Origin of the sequence: Moraxella catarrhalis (assembly GCF_001656295.1) — a bacterium.
GTDB lineage: Bacteria > Pseudomonadota > Gammaproteobacteria > Pseudomonadales > Moraxellaceae > Moraxella > Moraxella veridica.
The window spans coordinates 1-24580 of sequence record NZ_LXHE01000003.1; the positions used below are offsets into that span (position 1 = coordinate 1).

The 24580-nt window shown below is 44.7% G+C and carries 20 protein-coding genes, 2 rRNA genes and 1 pseudogene; 15 read left to right on the forward strand and 8 right to left on the reverse strand.

Translation table 11 applies throughout. The features are described 5' to 3' along the window. From AO382_RS02560 to AO382_RS10975, 3 genes are all read left to right on the forward strand, one after another. Nucleotides 1–448, forward strand: a 23S ribosomal RNA gene (locus tag AO382_RS02560); the annotation flags it as partial. Nucleotides 449–560: 112 nt separating this feature from the next. Next, nucleotides 561–674: ribosomal RNA gene (gene rrf, locus AO382_RS02565) — 5S ribosomal RNA — on the forward strand. Nucleotides 675–1020: 346 nt separating this feature from the next. Further along, complete coding sequence (locus tag AO382_RS10975; RefSeq protein ID WP_227513608.1) at nucleotides 1021–1464, forward strand: hypothetical protein; 444 nt, start codon at nucleotides 1021–1023, stop codon at nucleotides 1462–1464. A gap of 115 nt (nucleotides 1465–1579) precedes the next feature. On the opposite strand, the gene AO382_RS02575 is transcribed toward AO382_RS10975, so the two are convergent. Continuing rightward, the gene (locus tag AO382_RS02575; RefSeq protein WP_064617934.1) at nucleotides 1580–2290 is read right to left on the reverse strand and encodes an epoxyqueuosine reductase QueH; all 711 of its coding nucleotides are present in this window, start codon (nucleotides 2288–2290) and stop codon (nucleotides 1580–1582) included. A gap of 478 nt (nucleotides 2291–2768) precedes the next feature. Here AO382_RS02575 and lepA point away from each other — a divergent pair, with 478 nt between their 5' ends. The 9 genes and pseudogenes from lepA to mscL all read left to right on the forward strand — a co-directional run bounded on the left by lepA (nucleotide 2769) and on the right by mscL (nucleotide 13402). Then, entirely contained in the window at nucleotides 2769–4583 is a 1815-nt protein-coding gene (gene lepA, locus AO382_RS02580) for a translation elongation factor 4 (protein ID WP_064617935.1), read from the forward strand. 56 nt (nucleotides 4584–4639) lie between these two features. After that, nucleotides 4640–5734 carry a signal peptidase I gene (lepB, locus tag AO382_RS02585; protein WP_064617939.1) on the forward strand — a complete coding sequence of 365 codons (1095 nt, stop codon included), beginning with the start codon at nucleotides 4640–4642 and terminating at the stop codon, nucleotides 5732–5734. A gap of 17 nt (nucleotides 5735–5751) precedes the next feature. Further along, nucleotides 5752–6540: a ribonuclease III gene (rnc, locus tag AO382_RS02590; RefSeq protein WP_064617998.1), complete on the forward strand. Its 789-nt coding sequence runs from the start codon at nucleotides 5752–5754 to the stop codon at nucleotides 6538–6540. Nucleotides 6541–6585: 45 nt separating this feature from the next. After that, the gene (gene era / locus AO382_RS02595; RefSeq protein ID WP_064617941.1) at nucleotides 6586–7581 is read left to right on the forward strand and encodes a GTPase Era; all 996 of its coding nucleotides are present in this window, start codon (nucleotides 6586–6588) and stop codon (nucleotides 7579–7581) included. 33 nt (nucleotides 7582–7614) lie between these two features. Then, the gene (gene recO / locus AO382_RS02600; RefSeq protein ID WP_064617942.1) at nucleotides 7615–8424 is read left to right on the forward strand and encodes a DNA repair protein RecO; all 810 of its coding nucleotides are present in this window, start codon (nucleotides 7615–7617) and stop codon (nucleotides 8422–8424) included. Between the two features lie 24 nt (nucleotides 8425–8448). Further along, nucleotides 8449–9198 (forward strand): pyridoxine 5'-phosphate synthase, encoded by a 750-nt coding sequence (gene pdxJ / locus AO382_RS02605; RefSeq protein WP_064617944.1) that lies wholly within the window; start codon nucleotides 8449–8451, stop codon nucleotides 9196–9198. 254 nt (nucleotides 9199–9452) lie between these two features. Then, nucleotides 9453–10769 (forward strand): OmpA family protein, encoded by a 1317-nt coding sequence (locus AO382_RS02610; RefSeq protein WP_064617945.1) that lies wholly within the window; start codon nucleotides 9453–9455, stop codon nucleotides 10767–10769. A gap of 217 nt (nucleotides 10770–10986) precedes the next feature. Next, a complete protein-coding gene (gene typA, locus AO382_RS02615; protein ID WP_064610679.1) occupies nucleotides 10987–12831 on the forward strand; it encodes a translational GTPase TypA in 1845 nt (614 codons plus the stop codon). A 137-nt stretch (nucleotides 12832–12968) separates the two neighbouring features. Then, a pseudogene (gene mscL / locus AO382_RS02620) lies at nucleotides 12969–13402 on the forward strand (large conductance mechanosensitive channel protein MscL). Between the two features lie 81 nt (nucleotides 13403–13483). On the opposite strand, the gene glmU reads toward mscL, so the two are convergent. From glmU to AO382_RS02655, 7 genes are all read right to left on the reverse strand, one after another. Beyond that, nucleotides 13484–14845, reverse strand: a complete 1362-nt coding sequence (glmU, locus tag AO382_RS02625; RefSeq protein ID WP_064617947.1) for a bifunctional UDP-N-acetylglucosamine diphosphorylase/glucosamine-1-phosphate N-acetyltransferase GlmU — start codon at nucleotides 14843–14845, stop codon at nucleotides 13484–13486. Between the two features lie 13 nt (nucleotides 14846–14858). After that, nucleotides 14859–15584, reverse strand: a complete 726-nt coding sequence (locus AO382_RS02630; RefSeq protein ID WP_064617949.1) for an ABC transporter permease — start codon at nucleotides 15582–15584, stop codon at nucleotides 14859–14861. Further along, the gene (locus AO382_RS02635; RefSeq protein ID WP_064617951.1) at nucleotides 15581–16303 is read right to left on the reverse strand and encodes an ABC transporter permease; all 723 of its coding nucleotides are present in this window, start codon (nucleotides 16301–16303) and stop codon (nucleotides 15581–15583) included. The genes AO382_RS02630 and AO382_RS02635 overlap by 4 nt, the downstream gene beginning before the upstream one ends. A gap of 183 nt (nucleotides 16304–16486) precedes the next feature. Then, nucleotides 16487–17284: a transporter substrate-binding domain-containing protein gene (locus AO382_RS02640; protein WP_064617953.1), complete on the reverse strand. Its 798-nt coding sequence runs from the start codon at nucleotides 17282–17284 to the stop codon at nucleotides 16487–16489. A gap of 84 nt (nucleotides 17285–17368) precedes the next feature. Beyond that, nucleotides 17369–18166 carry a transporter substrate-binding domain-containing protein gene (locus AO382_RS02645; protein WP_064617954.1) on the reverse strand — a complete coding sequence of 266 codons (798 nt, stop codon included), beginning with the start codon at nucleotides 18164–18166 and terminating at the stop codon, nucleotides 17369–17371. A gap of 81 nt (nucleotides 18167–18247) precedes the next feature. Further along, on the reverse strand, nucleotides 18248–19024 hold the full coding sequence (locus AO382_RS02650) for a transporter substrate-binding domain-containing protein (protein WP_064617955.1): 777 nt from the start codon (nucleotides 19022–19024) through the stop codon (nucleotides 18248–18250). 41 nt (nucleotides 19025–19065) lie between these two features. After that, on the reverse strand, nucleotides 19066–19839 hold the full coding sequence (locus AO382_RS02655; protein WP_064611211.1) for an ABC transporter ATP-binding protein: 774 nt from the start codon (nucleotides 19837–19839) through the stop codon (nucleotides 19066–19068). Nucleotides 19840–20063: 224 nt separating this feature from the next. On the opposite strand from AO382_RS02655, the gene AO382_RS02660 reads away from it, so the two are divergent. The 3 genes from AO382_RS02660 (at nucleotide 20064) to AO382_RS02670 (ending at nucleotide 24575) form a co-directional block, all read left to right on the forward strand. After that, the gene (locus AO382_RS02660) at nucleotides 20064–21353 is read left to right on the forward strand and encodes a glutamate-5-semialdehyde dehydrogenase (RefSeq protein WP_064617956.1); all 1290 of its coding nucleotides are present in this window, start codon (nucleotides 20064–20066) and stop codon (nucleotides 21351–21353) included. Between the two features lie 37 nt (nucleotides 21354–21390). Continuing rightward, entirely contained in the window at nucleotides 21391–21795 is a 405-nt protein-coding gene (locus AO382_RS02665; RefSeq protein WP_049236961.1) for a carboxymuconolactone decarboxylase family protein, read from the forward strand. A gap of 197 nt (nucleotides 21796–21992) precedes the next feature. Beyond that, nucleotides 21993–24575: a DNA translocase FtsK gene (locus AO382_RS02670; RefSeq protein WP_064617957.1), complete on the forward strand. Its 2583-nt coding sequence runs from the start codon at nucleotides 21993–21995 to the stop codon at nucleotides 24573–24575. The last annotated feature ends 5 nt before the right edge of the window (nucleotides 24576–24580 follow it).

The window sequence follows — 24580 nt, forward strand, 5'->3', positions numbered from 1 at the left end:
CTCTGGGGATAACAGGCTGATACCGCCCAAGAGTTCATATCGACGGCGGTGTTTGGCACCTCGATGTCGGCTCATCTCATCCTGGGGCTGAAGCAGGTCCCAAGGGTATGGCTGTTCGCCATTTAAAGAGGTACGCGAGCTGGGTTTAGAACGTCGTGAGACAGTTCGGTCCCTATCTACCGTGGGCGTTGGAAATTTGAGAGGATCTGCTCCTAGTACGAGAGGACCAGAGTGGACGAACCTCTGGTGTTCCGGTTGTTTCGCCAGAAGCATTGCCGGGTAGCTACGTTCGGATGGGATAACCGCTGAAAGCATCTAAGCGGGAAGCCCACCTCAAGATGAGATTTCCCTAAAGAGCCGTTGTAGACGACGACGTTGATAGGTTGGGTGTGGAAGTGTAGTGATACATGTAGCTAACCAATACTAATTGCTCGTTTGGCTTGACCATACAACACCCAAGTGGTTTTACCCACTGACTGTGTTGATTGGTAATATGTAAGATGAACCTTAATCTTGATTTAGTAACAAACAGACTCATACCGCGTTGTTAATCCTTTTACGCTGACGACAATAGCAAGATGGAACCACCTGATCCCTTCCCGAACTCAGAAGTGAAACGTCTTAGCGCCGATGGTAGTGTGGTTCGCCCATGTGAGAGTAGGTCATCGTCAGCACCTTATTTTAAACCCCTCTTTGCAGAAGCAAAGGGGGGTTTTGTTTGGGGGGTGATAAAGGAATAATAAAAGAATACCTACAATAGACTGATTTTGTAGTACTTAATGAAACCCACTATTTTGTGATCTATTTTTGATCAATCGTGATGGTGCATTTACATAAATCTGACATGGGCATTATTTGTGTTTATTTTTATTATAATTTAGGCTCTGTTATCTCAAATAATACCTTAAAAAATAAAATCAGTTTTTTGTTTTTTATTACTATGAATTGTGTTATATTTAATAAGCTGTGATAAATAGTTAATGTAATAAATTGGTTTTAGATTCAAATAAGGCATGACCCATGAAAAATACCAACAAAACAATGAACAACACACGGCTTGGCACAGCCATTTTATCAATACTCGTTTTATTACTATCGTGGTTGCACACCTCTGCCCATGCAGAGCCAATGGGCATATTACCAAAGGGTGAAGGTGTTATTTATCAAAATGAATTGGGCATTCAAACGGTGCGTAAAACTTTTAGTAAAGACACCCCGATGAAGCGTCATAATCACCCAAACGACATTGTTACCTTGACTGTTACCAATGGTTTGGCACAGGTGTTATTAAATGGTCAAGAAGCACATACGCTGTCTTCAGGTGATGTGCTTATTTTTGATGGCAAGCATGACATTGAAGGCACCTTTTTAGAAACGACAACGGTGGTGGTAACCTTAGTATCCAAAGATAAAACCGCAAACAATCACTTAAATCCAGCACATCACCATCATCACGCTCATTAAAACACACCATAAAAAACAGCAGTAAAAACACGCCAAGCTCATCAAAAGCTTGGCGTGTATCTGTTATGACTGTTTATGGTTTATGAGTGTTTATGGTTTATGAGTGTTATGACCATCATTCAACTGGCTCATCACCATAATACTTAACCCCAATCTTAATGGGTTCTCGTCCTTGGCTACGGCGAAAATTATTGGTATCACGCAGTGAGTAAGCACAGCCACAGTATTCTTGTTGATAAAAATGCTCTCGTTTGCTGATCTCAATCATGCGATTACTGCCACCGCCTTTACGCCAGTTAAAATCCCAATATTCAAGGTCATCATAAGGGGCAGCGGCACGATGACCACAGTCATTGATTTGTGCCATGTTCTTCCATCGTGAGATGCCCAAAGAACTGGTTATCACATTAAAACCATTTTCATGGGCGTATAGGGCGGTGCGTTCAAATCGCATGTCAAAGCACATGGTACAGCGGCGACCTCGCTCAGGGTCTTGCTCCATGCCTTTGGCACGGGCAAACCAGTTATCCATGTCATAATCAGCATCAATGAAAGGAATGCCATGCTTTTGGGCAAAGGCGATGTTTTCGTTTTTGCGAATTTCGTATTCTTTTTTGGGGTGAATGTTGGGGTTATAAAAATAAATGGTAAATTCAATGCCACTGGCAAGCATCGCCTCCATGACCTCACCTGAACAAGGGGCACAACATGAGTGCAGCAGCACTTTTTTATGTCCATTTGGTGGGGTTAAAATGGGGCGGTCAATGGGGGTGAGTGTTGGATAATCACAGGCTTTAGCAATTGCCACAGGTGTGTCTGTTTTCATGTCAATAGTACTCATTGATGTGTGTGATTGGTTTTGTTTGGTTTTTTAGCGATTGTAAATTTGGCTTTTTATTTAGCATTATGGGTCTATTATGCTGGTTTTTTACCGATTAAGCAAGACTTTATCATTCGTATTGTCTTGGGTGTTGATTTATCACAGACCCCAAATGATCATACAACATAAAGCGATCAATTGACCAGTTTGGTTTGTCAAAGTATGTGGCTAACTATGATTTGGCTTGAGGGTTGTTGTGGTGTTTAAAATAGTCACTTTAATCTGACAAAACTGTTTTGATTTATCGTGAAACTATATAAAAATATTGTTTTTGGCTGTCGTTTTTGGAAGGGTGTTTAATTTTTATGCTATTTATTCTACCTGCGAATTACCCATAAAATCTGTGAAATTGATGGCGAAACATTGTCAGATAAGGTAAAATATTCTGTTATCTTATTTTATTTTCTTTTGATAAGCGCTTTATATGACTGCAAAAAAACCAACCGATATCTCTCATATTCGTAATTTTTCTATCATTGCTCATATCGATCATGGTAAGAGTACTTTGGCCGACCGCTTTATTCAAGTTTGCGGTGGTCTGTCAGACCGTGAGATGCAAGCTCAAGTGCTAGATAGCATGGATATCGAGCGCGAACGTGGAATTACGATCAAGGCACAATCGGTAACTTTGTACTATAATCATCCCAATGGCGAAACATATCAACTCAATTTTATTGATACGCCTGGCCATGTGGATTTTAGTTACGAAGTATCTCGTTCATTAGCGGCTTGTGAAGGTGCGTTGCTTGTTGTTGATGCTGCTCAAGGTGTTGAGGCTCAAAGTGTTGCAAATTGTTATACAGCGGTAGAACAAGGGCTTGAGGTTTTACCTGTTTTAAATAAAATTGATTTGCCCCAAGTTGAACCTGAGCGAGTGATTGAAGAGATTGAAGATATTATTGGTATTGAGGCTGTGGAAGCACCAAGGGTATCTGCTAAAACAGGGGTTGGTATCGAAGAATTATTAGCAACATTGTGCGATGTTATTCCTGCACCGACAGGAGATCGCGAGGCACCGCTACAGGCTTTGATTATTGACTCTTGGTTTGATAATTATTTGGGTGTCGTGTCATTGGTGCGCGTGCGTGAAGGTCAGGTCGCCAAAGGAGATAAAATCTTCATCAAATCGACTGGTGAAACACACATTGTCACCTCGGTTGGGGTTTTTACCCCAAAATCCCTAGAAACGGATGTGCTGCATGCAGGCGAAGTAGGTTTTGTGATTGCAGGGATTAAGGACATCCAAGGCGCTCCTGTGGGCGATACCATTACGCATGCCAAAACACCAGATGTAGAAAATATTCCAGGATTTCAAAAAGTTACGCCTCAAGTCTATGCAGGAATGTTCCCGATCGATTCCAGTGATTTTGAAAAATTTCGTGAGGCTTTACAAAAGCTTCAAATTAATGATGCAGCGCTATTTTTTGAGCCTGATACTTCTGAGGCCCTGGGATTTGGTTTTCGCTGTGGATTTTTGGGCATGCTGCACATGGAAATCATTCAAGAGCGGCTTGAGCGTGAATATGATCTTGATTTGATTACGACAGCACCATCGGTCATTTATGAAATTGTCAAGAAAAATGGTGATATTATTTATGTGGATAACCCATCCAAACTACCTGATACAGGTGTCATTGCTGAGTTTCGTGAGCCGATCGCTCGTTGCCATATCTTGGTACCTCAAGAATATTTAGGCAATGTCATTACCTTGGCGATTGAGCGTCGAGGTGTACAAGTGGATATGAAATTTATGGCACGGCAAGTGCAGGTTATATTTGATATCCCAATGGGTGAGGTTGTGATGGATTTTTTTGATAAATTAAAATCTGCCAGCCGTGGTTTTGCATCGTTAGATTATGGTTTTGAGCGTTATGAAGCGGATAAATTGGTGCGTGTTGATGTGCTGATTAATGGTGAGAAAGTCGATGCGCTAGCGATGATTTGCCATCAAGAACATGCACGCCGCCGTGGTAATCAGTTGGTTGAAAAAATGAAAGAGCTGATTCCTCGTCAAATGTTTGATGTGGCGATTCAGGCGGCGATCGGCAGCCAAATCATTGCCAGAAGTACGGTTAAAGCCATGCGTAAGGATGTTTTGGCAAAGTGCTATGGTGGCGATGTCAGCCGTAAGAAAAAATTGCTTGAAAAACAAAAAGCAGGTAAAAAACGCATGAAGCAGGTCGGCAGCGTCGAAATTCCACAAGAAGCATTCTTGGCTGTTTTGAAAGTTGACAGTTGAGTTTTTGATCGTGTATCGCTGCATAAAGCTTGGCATAGTTGCCGTAGGAGAATTTGGTGAATTTTGACATTAATTTAATAATCGTACCGATAACTTTGGCGTTTTTGGTGATTTGGCTGGTGGATAAGCTTGCCCTAAAACAACATCTCGCCGTCAAGCAGCATGACAAAGCAGTCAAATTTGCCGAAACTCAATTTTCAATGCATCAGCAAAGGCTTGAGTCGGCTTTGGCAAGTCATGGCATGCGTGCCGATGCCCAAAGTTATACGCCTGACGCTCACGCCCCAAGTGATGTGCAAGCAGCTTATCAGGATTATCAGGCAAGCCGTGTGAAGCTTGCCACCTTACAAGGCAATCCTGCCGGCGAAACAAAAGTGGTGCGCTGGGCTTATGAGTTTTTGCCTGTTTTATTGGCGATTGTGATTGTACGTGCATTTATTGTTGAGCCGTTTAATATTCCATCATCTTCTATGGTACCAACTTTATACACAGGCGATTTTATTATTGTCAATAAAGCAGCTTATGGGCTTCGTTTGCCAATTACACATACTAAGATTTTGGATACGGGTAGCCCTAAACGAGGCGATGTTGCCGTTTTTCGTTATCCTGTGAATGATAATATTTATTTTATTAAGCGCGTGATTGGCTTGCCTGGAGATACGGTAAGCTTTAATCGTGGGGTGTTGTCGATTAATGGTGAAAAAGTAGGAAGTGCAGCCGCAAATTATCAAATGCCAAGTGCGTTATTGGATAAAATGATGCCTAATATGATTCATGGTCAACTGCTTAGCGATGTAGACCGAGCAAATTGGGGGCGTCAAGAAGAACATTTGGCACGCTATCAAACCGAAAATTTGGGCGGTCATACTTATACGGTCAGATATTTGGCTGATATGAATTCGTCAGCACAAGCACCATTTTTGATGGCGCATTCTAAAGAATTGGCTGCTTCTGGTGGCGAGCGTTGGTCGATTGAGGTACCTAAAGGGCAGTACTTTGTGATGGGTGATAATCGCGATCGTAGCGATGATGGGCGTTTTTGGGGCTTTGTGCCAGAATCCAATCTGTCGGGCAAGGCAACTTATATTTGGATGCATAAAGAGCCAGGTTTTAAGTTGCCAAATTTTGAGCGTAATGGTGCCATTGATTAAATGATCCGGAATTGACTGTGAATAACAAAACCTCAAAAATCACCAAAGCACCAAAATCAGCTACTAAGACGCCTGATCAGCTACCATACTTTACCAACTTTGAGCAAGGATTACCCGTGCTTTGCGCTAAGCTTGGATATCAGTTTGTAGATAGCTCGCTGCCACGCCGCGCCTTGACCCACCGCTCGTATGACCCCAAACAAAGCTATGAGCGACTGGAGTTTTTGGGAGATGCGCTTTTGAGTTTGATTATTGCAAAAGCATTATTTACACAGTATCCTGAGCATGATGAAGGCAAACTTACGCGGATGCGGGCGACTTTGGTGCGCCAAGAAACGCTCGTTCAAATCGCTGATCGTCTTGAGCTGTCGCGGCACTTGATTTTGGGCGTTGGTGAGCGTAAAGGCGGCGGTCGCCACCGGGCATCAATTTTGGCGGACGCAGTCGAGGCGCTCATTGCTGCTGTGTATTTGGATAATTTAAAAAGTGATGGTGAGGATGTCGTCAATCGCATGGTGATGGATTGGTATAAAGATTTGATCACAGAAGTGGGTCAAGAGCAGGTGCTCAAAGATGCCAAATCCCGCCTACAAGAGCTACTTCAGGGCAATCGCTTACCATTACCAACCTATGAACTTATCCAGACCCTAGGCAGCGCACCTAATCAAGTCTTTGTGGTGCAATGTCGCTGCGCCGTGGCAGATGTCAGTCCAATCACAGAAACGGGCGCCAGCCGCCGCATTGCTGAACAAAAATGCGCTGAAAGAATGATTAATCAGTTAAATAAATTATCACTTAACAATTAAATTTGCTTTAAGCAGGTTAATTGAAAAGCAATCATAAGGAAAAATATGTCTGACGATACTAAAACTCACAACAATGAAGACACCATCTCGGCGTTTTTTGAAGGTCAATCAACGCCGAAAAATGAGTCTTTTAAGGCGGGTTTTGTCGCGATTGTTGGGCGTCCCAATGTCGGCAAATCGACGCTCATGAACCATCTGCTTGGACAAAAGCTGTCCATTACTTCTAGAAAGCCGCAGACAACCCGTCATCGCATTCATGGCATCTTAACCGATGAAAACATGCAGATTGTGTTTGTTGACACCCCGGGCATTCATAGTAAAGAAGTGCGCGCCATCAATGAGCGGATGAATAAAGCAGCAATCTCTGCGCTGTCAGATGTGGATGTGGTGCTGTTCGTGGTCGATGGGCTTCAATGGCGAGAAGACGATCTTTTGACGCTTGAGAAATTGTCTGCGACCAATTTGCCAGTTATTTTGGTAATTAATAAGGCAGACACGATCAAAGATAAAGCCCAGCTACTGCCCGTGATCGAAAGCTTTAGTGAAAGTTTTGAGTTTGTAGATATTATCCCTGTTTCTGCGCTTCGCCACCATAATCTTGATCGCTTGCAGTCTGTCATTGGCGAATATCTGCCGGTCAGACCTGCAATTTTTGATGCTGAGCAAATCACTGACCGTTCAGAGCGTTTTTTGGCATCGGAGATCATCCGTGAAAAAATCATGCGTGCTTCGGGTGATGAAGTGCCTTATGATTTGACCGTACAGATTGATACCTTTAAGGATGAGCCTGCGCACCGCGATCCAGAAACGGGCAAATGGCGTAAGGCGGTCACATTCATTGATGCCACAATTTTTGTAGAAAGAGCGGGTCAAAAGTCGATCGTCATTGGAGATAAAGGCGCTCGTATCAAACAGGTGGGTATTGACGCTCGTAAAGATATGGAAGTGCTGTTTGATCGCAAGATCATGCTCACGCTTTGGGTAAAAGTGAAGCGTGGCTGGAGTGATGATGAGCGTGCGCTGAACAGTTTGGGCTATTAAGCCAAACTAAGCCAAACATTTTGAGACAGATTTATGCGTGCCACTGCGCTTAATGGTTATTTGATTCATCAGCGCCCCTATCAAGAAAAGCGAGCGATTTATCAATTTTTTTCGTATGAGCAGGGGGTGGTGCATGGTGTTGGTGCGCGTGGTATGCCTTTATTTGCGCCAATTTGGCTGATGTCAAGTGGCGCAAAATCATTAAAAAGTTTTAGTCAAATCAGCTTGGGATTTTCAGGCGAATTTGCGCAGCAGCTAAAAACGCAGTCAAGTGAAGACACTTGGAATCAGGCAAGTTATGGCTTGACCACGGGGCGAGTCCAGTATGCGCTTTTATATATGAATGAAGTGCTTTATAAGCTGCTTGATACCGAAAGTCCTTGCCCTGAGCTGTGGCAAGTGTATCATGCCAATACTGCCAAACTTCACGCACTTGATCGGCTGTCATTGTCACTGGCAGATGAGATGCAAGCCATGAAGCTTTACTTACGAAGCTTTGAAAGGGCGCTATTTTCAGAACTTGGAGTGGGGATGGATTTTTATGTTGATGGGCATGGGGCACCGATCAATGATGATGCCATTTATTACTATATCCCTCAAATGGGCTTTGTTTTGGATCACATTGCACTGACTCAGACCGATCGCCAGATTAAGGTCGGTGGCGCTTGTTATACAGGCGCCCAGATTTTACAGATGGGTGCTGCGATAGATGATCCAGAACTTGCCTTGCGTTTTTTGAATCAATTTAGCCAAATTCAAAAGGAGCTTTTGGATGATTTGTTGGGCTATCAGCCCTTGCACAGCCGTACATTGTGGCAACAAAGTATCCAGTATTTGCAATAGCGATTAAATTTATTAAGGAATATGATGAACGAACCATTATTAGGCGTTAATATTGACCACATTGCCACATTAAGAAATGCGCGCGGCGTGGATTATCCTTGTCCTATTGAAGGGGCACTCATCTGCGAGCAGGCGGGCGCATCGGGGATCACATTACACCTGCGCGAAGATCGTCGGCATATCCGTGATGCCGATGTGTATGAAATGGCTCAGCGGCTCAAGACTCGCATGAATCTTGAGATGGCGGTGACGGAGGAGATGCTTGGTATCGCACTTAAAGTGCGTCCGGCGTGGGTGTGCCTTGTTCCCGAAAAACGCCAAGAGCTCACCACCGAAGGCGGGCTTGATGTTGTCAATTTACCAAATTTTCAAGCATTCATACACAGCCTTCAGCAGGCAGGCATTCAGGTGTCTTTATTCATCGATCCAGATTTGCATCAAATTGATGCTGCAATTGCTTTGGGTGCCAATGCCATCGAGCTGCATACCGGCACTTATGCCCATGCCACTTTACAAAATGATCAAACCAAGATTGACCATGAGCTTGAGCGCATTAAACAAGCAGCCGCCTACGCGCAAGCAAATTCTTCGCTATTGGTTAATGCCGGTCATGGCTTAACGCGTGCTAATGTTGCAGCCATTGCTCAAATTGATGGTATCCATGAGCTAAATATTGGCCATGCATTGATTGCTGATGCCGTGTTTATGGGTCTTGAGAGTGCAGTGAAGGCGATGAAGGCAGCCTTTACGGAAGGTAAAATGATAAATAATTAACCCTTTAGAAAGAAAATCGTAAACAATGATGATTGTTGTGTAATATTATGTATTTTTATTCAAAAAAAGGTTGTAAATAAATTCATTTACCATTAAGCTAAGCCTACAAGCCACAATAAATACCTATTAGCAGCGTGACTCATTGGTCGCCCAGAATCTGCAAAATTTTGTAACAGATTATTGGCAGGTGCTGGATAGCTATGCTAAAATAGGTGCGGTAATCTTGAAAAACCAACCATTCCTTGGAGGAATTTATGAAATTTAACAAAATCGCTCTTGCGGTAATCGCTGCAGCTGCAGCGCCTGTTGCTGCTCAAGCTGGCGTAACTGTTAGCCCATTACTACTTGGCTATCATTACACTGACGAAGCTCATGATGATCAACGCGAAATCTTACGCACTGGCAAGAAGCTAGAAGATGGCAACGCACCAGCCAACGGCGGTGTAGCACTTGACAGTGAGTTATGGACTGGTGCTGCGATTGGTATCGAACTTACACCATCAACTCAGTTCCAAGTTGAATATGGTATCTCTAACCGTGATGCACAGTCTTCAGACAAGTCTGCACATCGTTTTGATGCAGAGCAAGAAACCATCAGCGGTAACTTCTTGATCGGTACTGAGCAGTTTACTGGTTATAACCCAGCTAATAAGTTCAAACCATACGTATTGATCGGTGCTGGTCAATCTAAAATTAAAGTAAATGCAATCGATGGTTATACAGCAGAAGTAGCCAATGGGCAAAACATTGCACAAGCTCAAGTTGTAAAAGCAGGTCAAGAAGTTGCTGAGTCTAAAGACACCATCGGTAACTTAGGTCTTGGCGCTCGTTACTTAGTAAATGATGCCCTTGCGTTCCGTGGTGAAGCTCGTGCCATCCATAACTTTGATAACAAATGGTGGGAAGGTTTGGCTTTGGCTGGTCTAGAAGTCACTCTAGGTGGTCGTTTGGCACCTGCAGTACCAGTAGCGCCAGTGGCAGAGCCAGTTGTTGCTCCAGCACCCGTGATTGTTCCTAAACCAGCACCAAAACCTGAGCCAGTTGTGATTGAAGATATTGTTGTTGACTCAGACAGAGATGGTGTGCCTGATCATCTAGATGCTTGCCCAGGAACTCCAGTAAACACTGTTGTTGATGCACGTGGTTGCCCAGTTCAAGTTAACCTAGTAGAAGAGCTACGTCAAGAGCTTCGCGTTTTCTTCGATTACGATAAATCAGCGATCAAGCCACAATATCGTGAAGAAGTTGCTAAAGTCGCTGCTCAAATGCGTGAGTTCCCGAATGCAACAGCAACCATCGAAGGTCACGCTTCACGTGACTCAGCACGCTCAAGTGCACGTTATAACCAACGTCTATCTGAAGCTCGTGCAAATGCTGTTAAGTCAATGCTATCTAACGAGTTTGGTATTGCTCCAAATCGTCTGAATGCTGTAGGTTATGGCTTCGATCGTCCGATCGCTCCAAACACCACTGCTGAAGGCAAAGCAATGAACCGCCGTGTAGAAGCTGTGATCACTGGTAGCAAAACTACTACTGTAGATCAAACTAAAGATATGGTTGTTCAACCATAATCTAAAAAGTTGCTTGTAGTATGTAAGCAGCATAACAAAAAGCCACCCATTACAGGTGGCTTTTTGTATTTGGTGGTTAAATCTTTTTTAGTTATACAAACTGAACTTATGTTATAATAAACAGTTTTCTTAGCTTTAAAAATTGGGTTATTGTGCCCAAAAATTGGCTTTTCATTACATCGGGCAAATCGCACGATCATAATTTATATGAGTATATATGGCAAACGACATTAAGCACTTGCGTAATATCGCAATTATCGCTCACGTTGACCACGGTAAAACTACCTTAGTTGATAAACTTTTACAACAATCAGGGGCGCTGGGTGAGCGCTCTGGTGAAATTGAACGCGTAATGGACTCAAACGCCCTTGAGTCTGAACGAGGGATCACTATCCTAGCAAAAAATACCGCTATCCGATGGACAGATAAGCGCACTAATACCGAGTACCGTATCAACATCGTCGATACCCCAGGGCACGCCGATTTTGGTGGTGAGGTTGAGCGCGTCATGTCGATGGTTGACTGCGTACTGCTATTGGTAGACTCACAAGAAGGTCCCATGCCACAAACGCGATTTGTGACTCAAAAAGCATTTGCTCGTGGGCTTAAGCCGATTGTTATTATTAATAAAATTGACAAACCAGCGGCTCGTGCAGATTGGGTAATTGATCAAGTATTTGATTTGTTTGACAGCCTTGAGGCAACTGATGAGCAACTGGATTTTCCTATTGTGTACGCATCAGGCATCAATGGTATCGCAGGACTTGAGCCAGATAATCTTGCCGAAGACATGACACCATTGTTTGAGACGATTGTGGACATTGTTGAGCCGCCTAAAGTTGATGTTGATGGACCATTTCAAATGCAGATCTCAAGCCTTGACTACAATAGCTTTGTTGGGGTGATTGGGGTTGGTCGTATTCAAAGAGGGTCAGTCAAAACAAATACACCCGTTGCAATCATCGATAAAGATGGTAATAAGCGAAATGGCCGCATTTTAAAAATCATGGGCTATCATGGCCTTGAGCGTGTTGATGTTGAATCCGCTCAAGCAGGGGATATTGTCTGTATTACAGGTATCGATGCTTTGAATATCTCTGATACGATCTGTGATCCACAGCATGTTGAAGCGCTGCCGGCACTGTCTGTTGATGAGCCGACGGTCTCGATGACTTTTCAGGTCAATGATTCACCGTTTGCCGGTAAAGAGGGTAAGTTCGTGACTTCGCGTAATATCCGTGAGCGACTTGATCGTGAATTGATTCATAATGTTGCGCTGCGTGTCGAAGATACAGACAGTCCAGAAAAATTTAAAGTTTCAGGTCGTGGCGAGCTGCATTTGTCAGTATTGATTGAAAATATGCGCCGCGAAGGCTTTGAGCTTGGCGTTTCTCGCCCGCAAGTGATCATGAAAGAGATTGATGGTGTCATGTGCGAGCCGTTCGAAAATGTCACTTTTGATGTTGAGGAGCAGCATCAAGGTGCGGTCATGCAGGAGATGGGCAACCGTAAGGGCGAGCTGACCAATATGGAAGTTGATGGTAAAGGTCGTATTCGCATCGAAGCGACTGTTCCTTCTCGCGGCTTGATCGGTTTTCGTTCAGCCTTTTTGACCATGACGTCAGGTACAGGTATCATGACTTCTAGCTTTAGCCACTATGGTCCTGCCAAAGAAGGCACGGTGGCTAAGCGCCAAAATGGTGTTTTGGTATCGATGGTAACAGGTACCTGTTTGGCTTATGCGTTATTTAGCTTACAAGAGCGCGGCCGTTTATTTGCTAAGCCGCAGCTTGAAGTGTACGAAGGCATGATTATTGGCATCAATTCACGCTCAGATGATATGGTAGTGAACCCAACCAAAGCCAAGCAGCTGACCAATATTCGAGCTTCAGGCTCTGACGATGCGATCATTTTGACGCCGGCGCTGGATTATACGCTTGAGCAGGCGCTTGAGTTCATCGAAGATGATGAATTGGTTGAAGTGACGCCCAAATCGATTCGCATTCGTAAACGTTATTTGACTGAAAATGAGCGTAAGCGCTTTAGTCGTAAAAAAGATTGATAGCCTTGGCAGCGGTGTTGAAGTTCAGCGCCGCTGTGGATGACTTTATTGTCTACTGTGTGCATGCGATTTTAGACCGGTTGTATGGGTTTGGATGGTCGGATGCGCTTATTTTAATTGATATTTGAGTATATATCATGAGTTTAGTTCAAGAATTTAAAGAATTTGCCTTAAAAGCAATGTGATGGATTTGGCGGTCGGTGTAATCATCGGTGCGGCTTTTGGTAAGATCACCACATCATTGGTTGAAGATGTGATCATGCCGATCATTGCATTCATCATGGGTGGTGAGTTCGACTTTAAAAATATGTTCATCTTGCTGGGTGATGCGTCAGCTGGCGTGCCGATGACATATGAAGTGCTTAAAGAAGCAGGCGCACCGATGCTGGCTTATGGCAGCTTTATTACAGTTGTTATCAACTTCATCATTTTGGCATTTATTATCTTTATGATGGTCAAGGCGATGAACAAATTACGCCGTAAGGCAGAAGAGCCCACAGCGCCAGAAGAGCCAGCAGAGAAGATTCTGCTGCTGCGTGAGATCAGTGCAAAACTTGGCGAAAAAAGATAAGCTTTTTTCCATCATAAATGCCGCTAAACTTAGCGGCATTTATTTTTGATTAAGTGGCATGGACCAAATATTCAGTGGTCATCATTTGGTCTTTTTAGTAGGGCGAGACCAACCTGTGATGGTGGCTTGTTTTGTTCTGGCTAAGGTCAAAGCATTATCTTTAGCATCTTTGGTGATGACCGATCCTGCGCCGATCGTCGCATCACTGCCGATCGTCACAGGAGCGACTAAGCTTGAATTACTGCCAATGAAAGCACGGTCACCAATTGTCGTGGTAAACTTATTTACGCCATCATAATTACATGTAATCACACCAGCGCCAACGTTCACATCTTGTCCGATGATACTGTCACCAGCATAACTGAGATGATTAATCTTACTGCCTACACCGACGGTCGTTTTCTTAGTTTCAACAAAATTACCAATTTTGACATCATCTGCCAGTACGGTTTTTGGTCTTAGATGGGCAAATGGTCCAATAGCCACATGTTGACCAATCATACTATCATCAATGACACAGTTGGGTTTAATGTGTGTTTGTTTGCCAATATGACTATTTGTAATGACATTGCCTGCATCAATCCGCACGCCTTCGCCCAAATGGACATCACCGACAAATACTGTATTAATATCAATAAAAACATCTTGATCACAGGTCAATGTGCCACGAATATCGACACGATTTGGGTCGGCGAATTGTACGCCAGCCAATTGTAGCTGATAAACTTGGTGTGATTGAAAGGCTCGCTCAAGATTAGCAAGCTGAATGCGATCATTGACGCCCTCAATCTCAAAGGCAAACTCAGGTTCAATGGTCGCAATCTCAATGCCATCATCAACAGCCAATTTGACAATATCTGTCAAATAATATTCGCCTTGGGCATTGTCATTAGTGAGCATGGGTAGGTACTTGTGTAGGAGTGCATTGTCCATACAATAGATACCGCTGTTAATTTCTGTGATTAGCTTTTGTTGGGCATCGGCGTCTTTTTCTTCGACGATGGCAACGACCTTGCCCTGATCTCGGACAATCCGCCCCAAACCAAATGGATGCTCAACATTCAAAGTCAGCATCGAAATACCGCTGGTATTGGCTTTGACAAGGTTTTGTAAGGTGTCGGCTTGAGTTAGGGGTACATCGCCGTACAAGATAAGGCTCTTGCCTTCTTTTGGCATATGGGGCAGTGCCATCTTGACCGCGTGACCTGTGCCTAGCTGCTGAGTTTGTTCAGCAAAGGTGATCGGATAGGCAGACAGTGCCTCTTTGACCATCTCACCGCCAAAGCCATAAATCAAAATCGTGCCATCTGCTTGAATTTGTGTACAGGTATCTAACACATGCTGAACCAAAGCCTTGCCTGCCAAGGTTTGCAAAACTTTGGGTCGGCTAGATTTCATGCGCGTGCCTTTTCCAGCAGCCAAAATAATGGTATGTAATGTCATAAGTCTTCCTAAATTAAATCGGTGGATTTGGATTCACCACAGGCGGAATATAGCGTTTATGGCGATTAACATGGCGCTCAAATTGGCGGAAAATGAATAAAAATACCCAACTGATCACCAAATAAATCACGCCAGCGGCAAAAAATATCTCCAAATTAAGATAAGTGATGGCAATGATGTCTCGCGCCTTATGCGTCAGTTCAACCACCGTAATCGATGCTGCCAAAGCGCTCCCCTTGAGCATGAAAATCACTTCATTGCTATAAGCAGGTATCATGATACCAAAGGCACGCGGCATAGTGACGCGGCGCAATTTTTGCAGTCTCGACATGCCAATGGCGTCGGCAGCTTCCAGCTCTCCGGCAGGCACGGCCATAACTGCACCGCGGACGATTTCACCGATATAGGCTGAAGTGTTTAAGGTAAAGGCGATGATGGCGCACCAGTAGGCTTGGCTAAAAATTGGATCCCAAAGAAAAGACTCTTTTAGGGCGGTAAACTGCCCCAAGCCATAGTAAATTAAGAAAATCTGAACCAGTAAAGGCGTGCCGCGAAAGAAAAAAATGTAAGCTGCTGGAATGGCTCGAAGCCACAATATTGGAGAAAGTCGCCACAGACCAAGAATGACGCCAAACACAAGACCCAAAGCGCAAGACAGCACCACAAGCTCAATGGTGGTGACCGATGCAGCGAGCAAATCTGGAAAATATTTAATAATTGCTTGCCAATTCCAGTTCATGATCGACCCCCTGAGTGTTTGTGAAGCAGCTTAGCATACCGCGCAGCAGGGTTGGCGCGAGATTCGCACCACATGGTAAAAAGCGTAATCACTGACGTCAAAGCCAAATAGATGAAAGCAGCAGCCAAATAGAAGGTAAAAGGTTTTTGGGTGGATTGCGCGGCACGCTGTGAAAAATACATCAAGTCTTGTAAACCAATCAACGAAACCAAGGCGGTGTCTTTAAGCAGTACCAAAGTTAAGTTACCAAGACCAGGCAATGCCACCATCCACATTTGGGGTAGGATAATGCGCGTCAAAGTCTGTATTGGCGTCATGCCAATGCTTTGAGCGGACTCCCATTGCCCTTTGGGGATATCCTGAATCGCCATGCGAAAAACTTCGGTCGCATAAGCACCAAACATGATGGATAGGGCGGCAACCCCTGCCCAAAATTGACTCACATCAATGCGCCCTGTGTAGCCCATTTGTCTTGCGATGGCGGCCAAAATGACACTACCGCCAAAGAAGATGAAAAAAACCATCAAAAGCTCAGGGATACCGCGGACAATCGTCGTATAAGCATTGGCAATTTTTTGTAATATCCAAACGCCAGAAAGCTTGGCAAGCGCACCAAGCAAACCAAATAACAGACCAAACACCAAACTGGCAAGTCCAAGTTTTATGGTCAAAATTGTACCTTGCAATAAAATGGGGCCGTAGCCTTGTAAGTCAAACACGCCAGTACCTTAAATTAAAAAATACCATCAGTTGATCGCTGAGATTGATTGGTTTTGGTTAAACCACTCAGCCAATCATCAAAGGATGGTTTAGCAAAAATCAAATTGCCATACAAAAAGCAACTTTCGGCGATGGGTTTTACCGCCGAAAGCGCAGAGTTTTTTTATGACTTCTTAGAAGCCTTATTCAATGTTGTTTGGCATACCTGCTTCGCCAAAGTGCTCAATGACAATCTGTTTGTAGGTGTCGTCAGCCTTGATTGCAGCCAAAGCCTCATTGAACTTTTGTAATAATGCGGTGTTACCTTTATCGACAGCGATTGAGATTTTGTCGTCGATATCGATATCCTCACCTTTGATCTCAAAATTTTGACCCAAATCTGAGCTAAGCCAAGTCAGTGCTGGCAGCTTATCAGAAATCATCGCATCAGCACGCTCATTACCCAAGTCAATAAAAGCATTGTCCAGCGTATCATACAGCTGCGGCTTACTGTCTGGATAAGTTTGGGTCAACCACTGGCTTGAGATGGTTGAACGCTGAGCGACGATCTTGGCAGCATTGATCGCGTCTGCACTGGTTGGATCAAAATCTGAGCCTTTTTTTGCCAAAAATACCAAAGAGTTGATAAAGTAAGGCTCACTAAAATCCACTTGCTCGCTACGCTCAGGGGTCACTGACATTGCCGCAACGATGGCATCAAACTTGCCTGTTTTTAGAGATGGTATGATGCCATCCCAATCTTGAGCGATGATTTCACATTTGGTTTGCATTTTTTCGCATAAGGCATTAGCGATATCCACATCAAAGCCGCCCAAACTACCGTCTGGATTGGTGTAGTTAAACGGTGCATAAGCGCCTTCGGTGGCAATACGCAGGGTGTCACCACTGCCCGCTGAGCTTTGTTCATTTTGACCGCTACAAGCTGAGATACTAAATGCGCCAACAATGGCTGCCATCAGTCCAAATGTTTTAAATTTCACAATCTACTCCTTGATTTGGTGTTACTGAAATTCTCGATGGCACCGCTTTGAACCACCTCAAAGCGACAGCGTCATTAGCCAAACTTATTGACTTACCGCTTGGCTATCAAAGTATTTGGCAACAATTTCATCATATTTGCCGTTGGTTTTTAGGCTGGCAAGTGCAGCGTCAAAGTCTGCTTTTAGGCTGCTGTCTTTACGCACAGCGATCCCAACTTTATCGCCGATGTCAATGGGTGCGCCTTTGATTTCAAATTCAGAACCAGCATCAGTGGTCAACCAGTCGGCGGCAGGCACGACATCAGACAGCATGAATTCAGCACGACCAGCAGTCAAATCAAGATAAGCATTGTCTTGTTTATCATAAGTTTTGATGATAGCGTCTGGATAATGTTTTTGAAGATATTCAGCTGAAACGGTTGCTTGCTGTGTTGCAACCGTTTTACCAGCGATGTCATCGATGGTGGCAGTATTGCCTTTTTTGCCAATCAGCACAAGCGTATTATCAAAATAAGGCTCGCTAAAATCCACCGCATTTAGGCGCTCTTCGGTGATCGACATGCCTGCCATGATGGCGTCAGATTTATTGGTATTTAAACTTGGAATCAGGCTGTCCCAGTCTTGGCTTACGATTTGACAGTCGGCTTGCATCTGCTCGCACAGCGCATTTGCCAAATCAATCTCAAAGCCCACCAGTTGACCTTGATTGTCCAGATAGCTGAATGGCTTAAAGCTAGATTCAGTAGCGATGATCAATTCTTTTTGGGTGGTTGAACTGTTAGATGTAGCAGCAGTTTTGGTATTGGTCGTAGGCTCATTGCTACAAGCAGTAAGTAAAGAAACACAAAGTGTGGCTGCGGTAAATTTTAACAGTGTTTTCATGATAACCCCTTAATACGCTTAATATGCAAGAATGGATAACCAGCGCATTCAAAAAAAGATGCGCCAAACCTAAAAATCAGCTTATTGAAAGTGCGCTTTTTCAATTTCTGCCAATTTACCGCTTTCTTTGATTTTGGCTAAGGCTGCATCAAATTCAGCTTTTAGGCTATCGCCTTTGCGCACAGCGATACCCAAGTGGTCGTTATTGTCAATCTCTTCACCGATTAAGCCAAACTCACCATTGTCTTCTTGCTTAAGCCAATCGGCAGCTGAGACTTTTTCAGCCATGACCGCATGATTGCGTCCTGCTTTCATATCCAAATAAGAGTTGGTGTAGGTGTCATGTAGCTGAACACGGTTGCCATCTTTGCCATCATATTTTTCGGTGATGTAGGCAGCGCCAGTGGTACCGCGCTGACTGGCAAGGGTTTTGTTGGTGATGTCATTTGGATCAAAGCTGCCGTCATTTTTGGCAAGCCAAACGATGGTATTTGAAAAGTAAGAATCCGAAAAATCCACCTGCGCCTGACGCTCAGGAGTAATAGACATGCCTGCGATGATGGCGTCATATTTGCCTGCCAATAAGCTTGGGATCAAGCCGTCCCAATCTTGAGCGATGATTTGACAGTCAGCATTCATCTCGGCACACAAGGCATTCATCACATCCACATCAAAACCGACAATCTTACCACTGGCATCGGTGTCATTAAATGGAGGATAGGCAGCTTCAGTTGCGATGACAATGCTTTTTTGGGCTTGTTCGGCAGGCGCCGCTGTTTGGGTGTTGGCTTCTTCTTTGGTGCAACCAACCAAAGCAACACAGGCAACAGCTGCCAAAGTGGCAAATGGTTTCATCATGATAAATTCCTTGGATTAATAAAAATTTGGCAAAAATAAAATTAGCGGTGCGATGCCATAAATTCGCGTACGCGCGCTGATTTTGGGTGGTCAAACACTTCTTCAGGCGTGCCAATTTCTTCAATGCGACCTTGATGTAAGAACACCACTTTGCTTGAGACTTCACGAGCAAAGCGCATCTCATGCGTGACGATGAGCATGGTACGACCTTCGGCAGCCAACTCACGCATCACCGACAGCACTTCATTGACCAACTCAGGATCCAGTGCAGAGGTTGGCTCATCAAAAAGCAACACTTGTGGATGCATCGCAAGCGAACGAGCGATCGCCACGCGCTGACGCTGACCGCCTGACAAGTTGTCAGGATAGGCATCCTTTTTATCCAAAAGCCCGACCTTAGTCAAAAGGCGCTCGGCGTCTTTGATGGCATCGGCTTTTGAGATGCCAAGCACTTGGGTGGGACCTTCGATGATATTTTGTAAAATGGTTTTGTGCGGCCACAAATTGAAGTTTTGGAACACAAAGCCGATTTTTGAGCGAAATTTTTCAAGCTGTTTATTATCGGCAGCGACCAATTCGCCTTTGTGCGATTTAAGTTTTAGTTCTTCTTGACCGACGATGATTTTGCCAGACGTTGGCTTTTCAAGCAGATTGATGCAGCGCAGTAAAGTGGACTTGCCAGAGCCTGATGAACCCAAAATACTGATCACATCGCCATCGTGCGCAGTCAAAGACACACCTTTTAACACCTCAAGTGAGCCATAGCTTTTATGAATGTCTTGTAAATCCAGGGCAATGGGGTGTGAATCGGTCATGAAAAATCCTAAAACAGGTGAAAATCAGCACAAAAGGCCAGCAAATATCTATACAATTTCATCAAAACAAAATTTAGCACTATAATTTTACCCCAAAAAGCCATAAAGACAAAATATTTTTCGCAATTTTTTCTGTATTTATTGAGATTTGCAATCATTCGGGGTGGTATTTTGATAATTTTATGCTTACAATTGATGGTTGTCACTGTTATTGGGGAAAGATTATGACTGCTCAATCGTTTGATGTTGCTGCTTATATGCAATCGGTCGGCACCAAAGCTAAGCAGGCTTCTGCTGTGTTGGCGGCGGCTGATACTAAAACAAAAAATCACGCACTGACCGCCATCAAATCAGTGCTACTCAATCAAAAAGATCACGTGCTGGCTGCGAATGCCATCGATGTCCAAAATGGAAAAAATAATGGGCTTGATGCTGCTTTATTGGATAGGCTGATCTTAAACGATGTGCGTTTTGAGGGCATGATCGCTTCTTTGGATGATGTGATCACGCTGCCTGATCCAATTGGGGAGATCAGCGATTTGACCTATCGCCCATCGGGCATTCAGCTGGGTAAGATGCGTGTACCGCTTGGTGTGATTGGCATGATTTATGAATCTCGTCCTAATGTCACGCTTGAGGCGGCAAGTCTTGCCATCAAATCAGGCAATGCCATCATCCTGCGCGGCGGCTCAGAGGCTTATCACTCAAATCAAGCGATCGCCTCGTGTATTCACGAAGGCTTGGCAAAGGTCAATCTGCCTACTGACATTGTGCAGGTGCTCACCACCACAGACCGCGCGGCAGTCGATAGCCTGATTACCATGAAACAAACGGTCGATGTCATCATTCCGCGCGGCGGTAAAGGTCTGATTGAGCGGATCAGCCGCGGTGCGACAGTGCCTGTGATTAAGCACCTGGATGGTAATTGCCACACGTTCATTGATAAAGATGCTGACCTAAAAATGGCGATCGAGGTATCCGTGAACGCCAAGACATCTCGGTATGCGCCTTGTAATGTTATGGAGACGCTGCTGGTGCATGAAAAAATCGCCGATCAAGCGCTGCCTAAGATTTTGTCTGCCATGCATGCTGTCAATGATGCCATGGAATTTCGAGTGTGCGAGCGATCGTTTGCGCTGTTAAAAGATGCCCAGCTTAATTTGGTTCAAGCCACACAAGAAGATTGGTACACCGAATATCTTGCGCCGATTTTGGCGGTGAAAGTGGTTGATGATTTATCGGCGGCGATTGCTCACATCAATCATTACGGTAGCCACCATACGGATGTGATCATCACCGAAAATTACCGCGCTGCCAATACATTTATCCGCCAAGTCGATTCCTCCAGTGTCATGGTCAATGCCTCAAGCCGCTTTGCGGATGGCTTTGAGTACGGTTTGGGTGCAGAAATTGGCATTTCTACCGATAAAATCCATGCGCGTGGTCCAGTAGGCTTACACGGCTTGACGAGCGAAAAATGGGTGGTCTTTGGACATGGGGAAATACGCCCTTAAGATATTTGATATTCATTTTAATCAATAAGGAAATGACATGAGTAGTATCAATGATAAAAACAGCACTTATCAAAATGGCGTGGCAGTGCGCAAGCAAGTGATGGGCGAGGCGCACGTTGAGCGTTCGATGGGACAGGTGACGCCTTTTAATGAGCCTTTACAAGATTGGATCAATGAGCACGCGTGGGGCTCGACTTGGCAACGCGGCGGCATTGATAAAAAAACACGTTCGTTGGTGACGATGGCGTTTTTGATTGCTCAAAAAAGCCCAACCGAGCTCAAAGGTCATATTCGCGGAGCGGTGAATAATGGCGCAAGCCTTGAAGAAATCCAAGAAGTGCTGCTACACAGCTTGCCTTATTGCGGCGCGCCTGCCACTCAAGAGGCTTATCGTGCGGCAAATGAAATCTTGACCGAGATGGGTCTGTTGCCTAAGCCCTAAATGATCGATGGGCTTGTCTACTCATATTAAAGATGGCTGAAGAGTAAGACTATTGTGTGTCGATCAGCCGCCTAAGCTTGTTAAATAAGGCGTGGCTTTATTTGACAAGCTGCAAATGTTTGGCTAATTGAATCAAATTCGCTATAATAGACAGTTATGTCAAATATAAGACGCCCATCGCCTGCCGACGAGTCATCATGAGTAATCTATTTCAAAATCCGACCATTACCCGTCTCATGGGTAAACTGCCAACCATCAAGCAACTGATTTTTAGTATCTTTGGTATTGTATTGTTGGTATTTTTATTTTTATCGCTGCTGTCTTATGATCCGACGGATTCGGCATGGTCGCATGTTGGCAGTCATTCGACCATTAATAATGTCGGTGGACCGCTCGGTGCGTGGGTGGCGGATATTTTGCATACCTTATTTGGTTTTGGTGCGTGGGTGGCTGTGCTTGTGCTGGCGTATGAGCTGGTGCGGCTGTGGTGGACGCATGTTAAGCTATTTTGGGTCTTAAGATTATTTGCTTATGGGCTGTTGATATTGTTTGTCAGTGCATTGCTTGCTTATATCGGCGAAATTATGGATGCTTTACTTGCTACGCGGATGGGTGGGGCGATTGGATTTGAGCTTCAAAAAAGTCTTGCTGCCATCTTTGGTGAGACGGTGACAGCTCTACTTTTGGTTGGTATGATTGTCATCATATCTTTGCTAAGCTTTGAGATTCGTTGGCGTCATCTGATGGGTCTGGCGTTTCAGTGGATTGGCGGCGATAAACATACCCCTATAGCAGAATCAGAGCCTAAGCCAAAGCATGCAGACGACGCCATGTTGGATGAAGAGATAAGCCCTGCAGCGCCAGCCGTGGTGAGCACGCCGCATAATCATGACGGTGCACTTGAGAGCTTTTTACGCCATTCTGGACTGCGTGATGAGCTGATCGCTGAGCGTGAGAATGAAGCTTATAAACAAGCTGCCGAGGCAGAAGTAGAAAACATTCACCAAGAAACGCAACAAGCAGCTACAACTGACCCGATAAAGTATCGTCATCATAAGTCAGATGACGAAAATCTTTTGGGTGAGTCAAATGGGTCGTCCGACCAGACAGTCATTAATAACAATCCATCAACCGTAGAGCGATTTAAAACAATTCAAAAAGTTAGCCCTAACTTTGATGAAAATCAGGCGACTGAAGTTAAAATAGCTAAGGACACTAAGCCTACCCAAGAGCAGACACCCAAACCAAAACAATCCCCAGCGCCTGTACAGTCTCGTGCGATGGATACATTAAGCTATCGTTTGAGCTTGACGCCGATTCCTGAGCTGGATTTATTGGATAAGCCCAATTTATCCAACAAGCCCAAGGTTAGTGAGGATGAACTTCAGCAAGCCTCAGAGCTTTTGGAGATCAAGCTTCAAGAATTTAATATCCAAGCCCAAGTGATTTCGGCGATGGTGGGTCCTGTGGTGATACGCTTTGAGGTTGAGCTTGCGCCAGGGGTCAAGGCAAGCCGAGTCACGCGCGTATCTCAAGATTTGGCACGCTCGATGTCCAAAGCATCTTTGCGTGTGGTTGAGGTGATTCCAGGCAAGCCCTATATTGGTATCGAGGTACCCAACCAAAAGCGTGAGATGGTGCATCTGATTGAGCTATTGGACACAGAAGATTATAAAAGCCCAAATAACCAAATCGCCATCGCTGTCGGTAAAGACATTAGCGGTAAGCCTGTGATTGCTGATTTGGCAAAAGCGCCTCACATGCTTGTGGCAGGCACGACAGGATCGGGTAAATCGGTGTTGGTGAACTCATTTTTATTGTCAATGCTGCTAAAATATACGCCCGATGAGCTGAAGCTTGTACTTATTGACCCAAAACAGCTTGAGCTTGCCAACTATGGCGACATTCCGCATCTATTGACCCCTGTCATCACCGACATGAAAGATGCCGTGGCGGCCCTGACGTGGTGCGTCAATGAAATGGAGCGGCGCTATCAGCTGATGAGTAAGCTGAGAGTCCGTAAAATCAGCGAGTTTAATAAAAAAGTAGAAGCCGCCGAAGCTGAGGGCGAGCCAATTTATGATCCTTTATGGAATATCAATCACAGTGTTAGCCAAGATAAGCCGCCTAAGCTCAAGCCACTGCCAACGATTGTGATTGTGGCGGATGAATTTGCTGATATGATCATGCAGCTTGGCAAAACTGCCGAAGAGCCGATTGTGCGTCTGGCTCAAAAAGCACGTGCCGCTGGCATTCATCTGCTGCTTGCCACACAGCGCCCAACAGTAAATGTGGTGACAGGCTTGATCAAGGCGAATATTCCGTCTCGTGTTGCGCTGCGCGTCAGCTCCAAAGTCGATAGCCGCACCATCATCGAAGAAGGCGGCGCCGAAGATATGCTGGGTCATGGCGATATGATGTTCATTGGACCGGGTAAAAATCATCCTGAGCGTGTGCATGGCGCTTATGTGGATGATGATGAGGTCAATCGAGTCTGTGATGCTTGGCGTGAGCGTGGTAAGCCTGACTATATTGATCTATCTGATAGCTATTCGTTTGAGGGCGAAGGCAGTGGCGATATGGGCGGCGGCATTGATGGCGATGAGCTGTATGAAGCGGCAGCAGCTTTTGTGGTGGAGACCAGAAAGCCATCCATCTCGTCAGTGCAGCGCAAGTTTAGCATCGGATACAATCGCGCAGCGCGTCTGCTTGACCAGATGGAAGAGCGTGGATTGGTCTCATCGATGGATAACAGTGGCAAGCGCCAGCTGCTTTTGTAGGATGG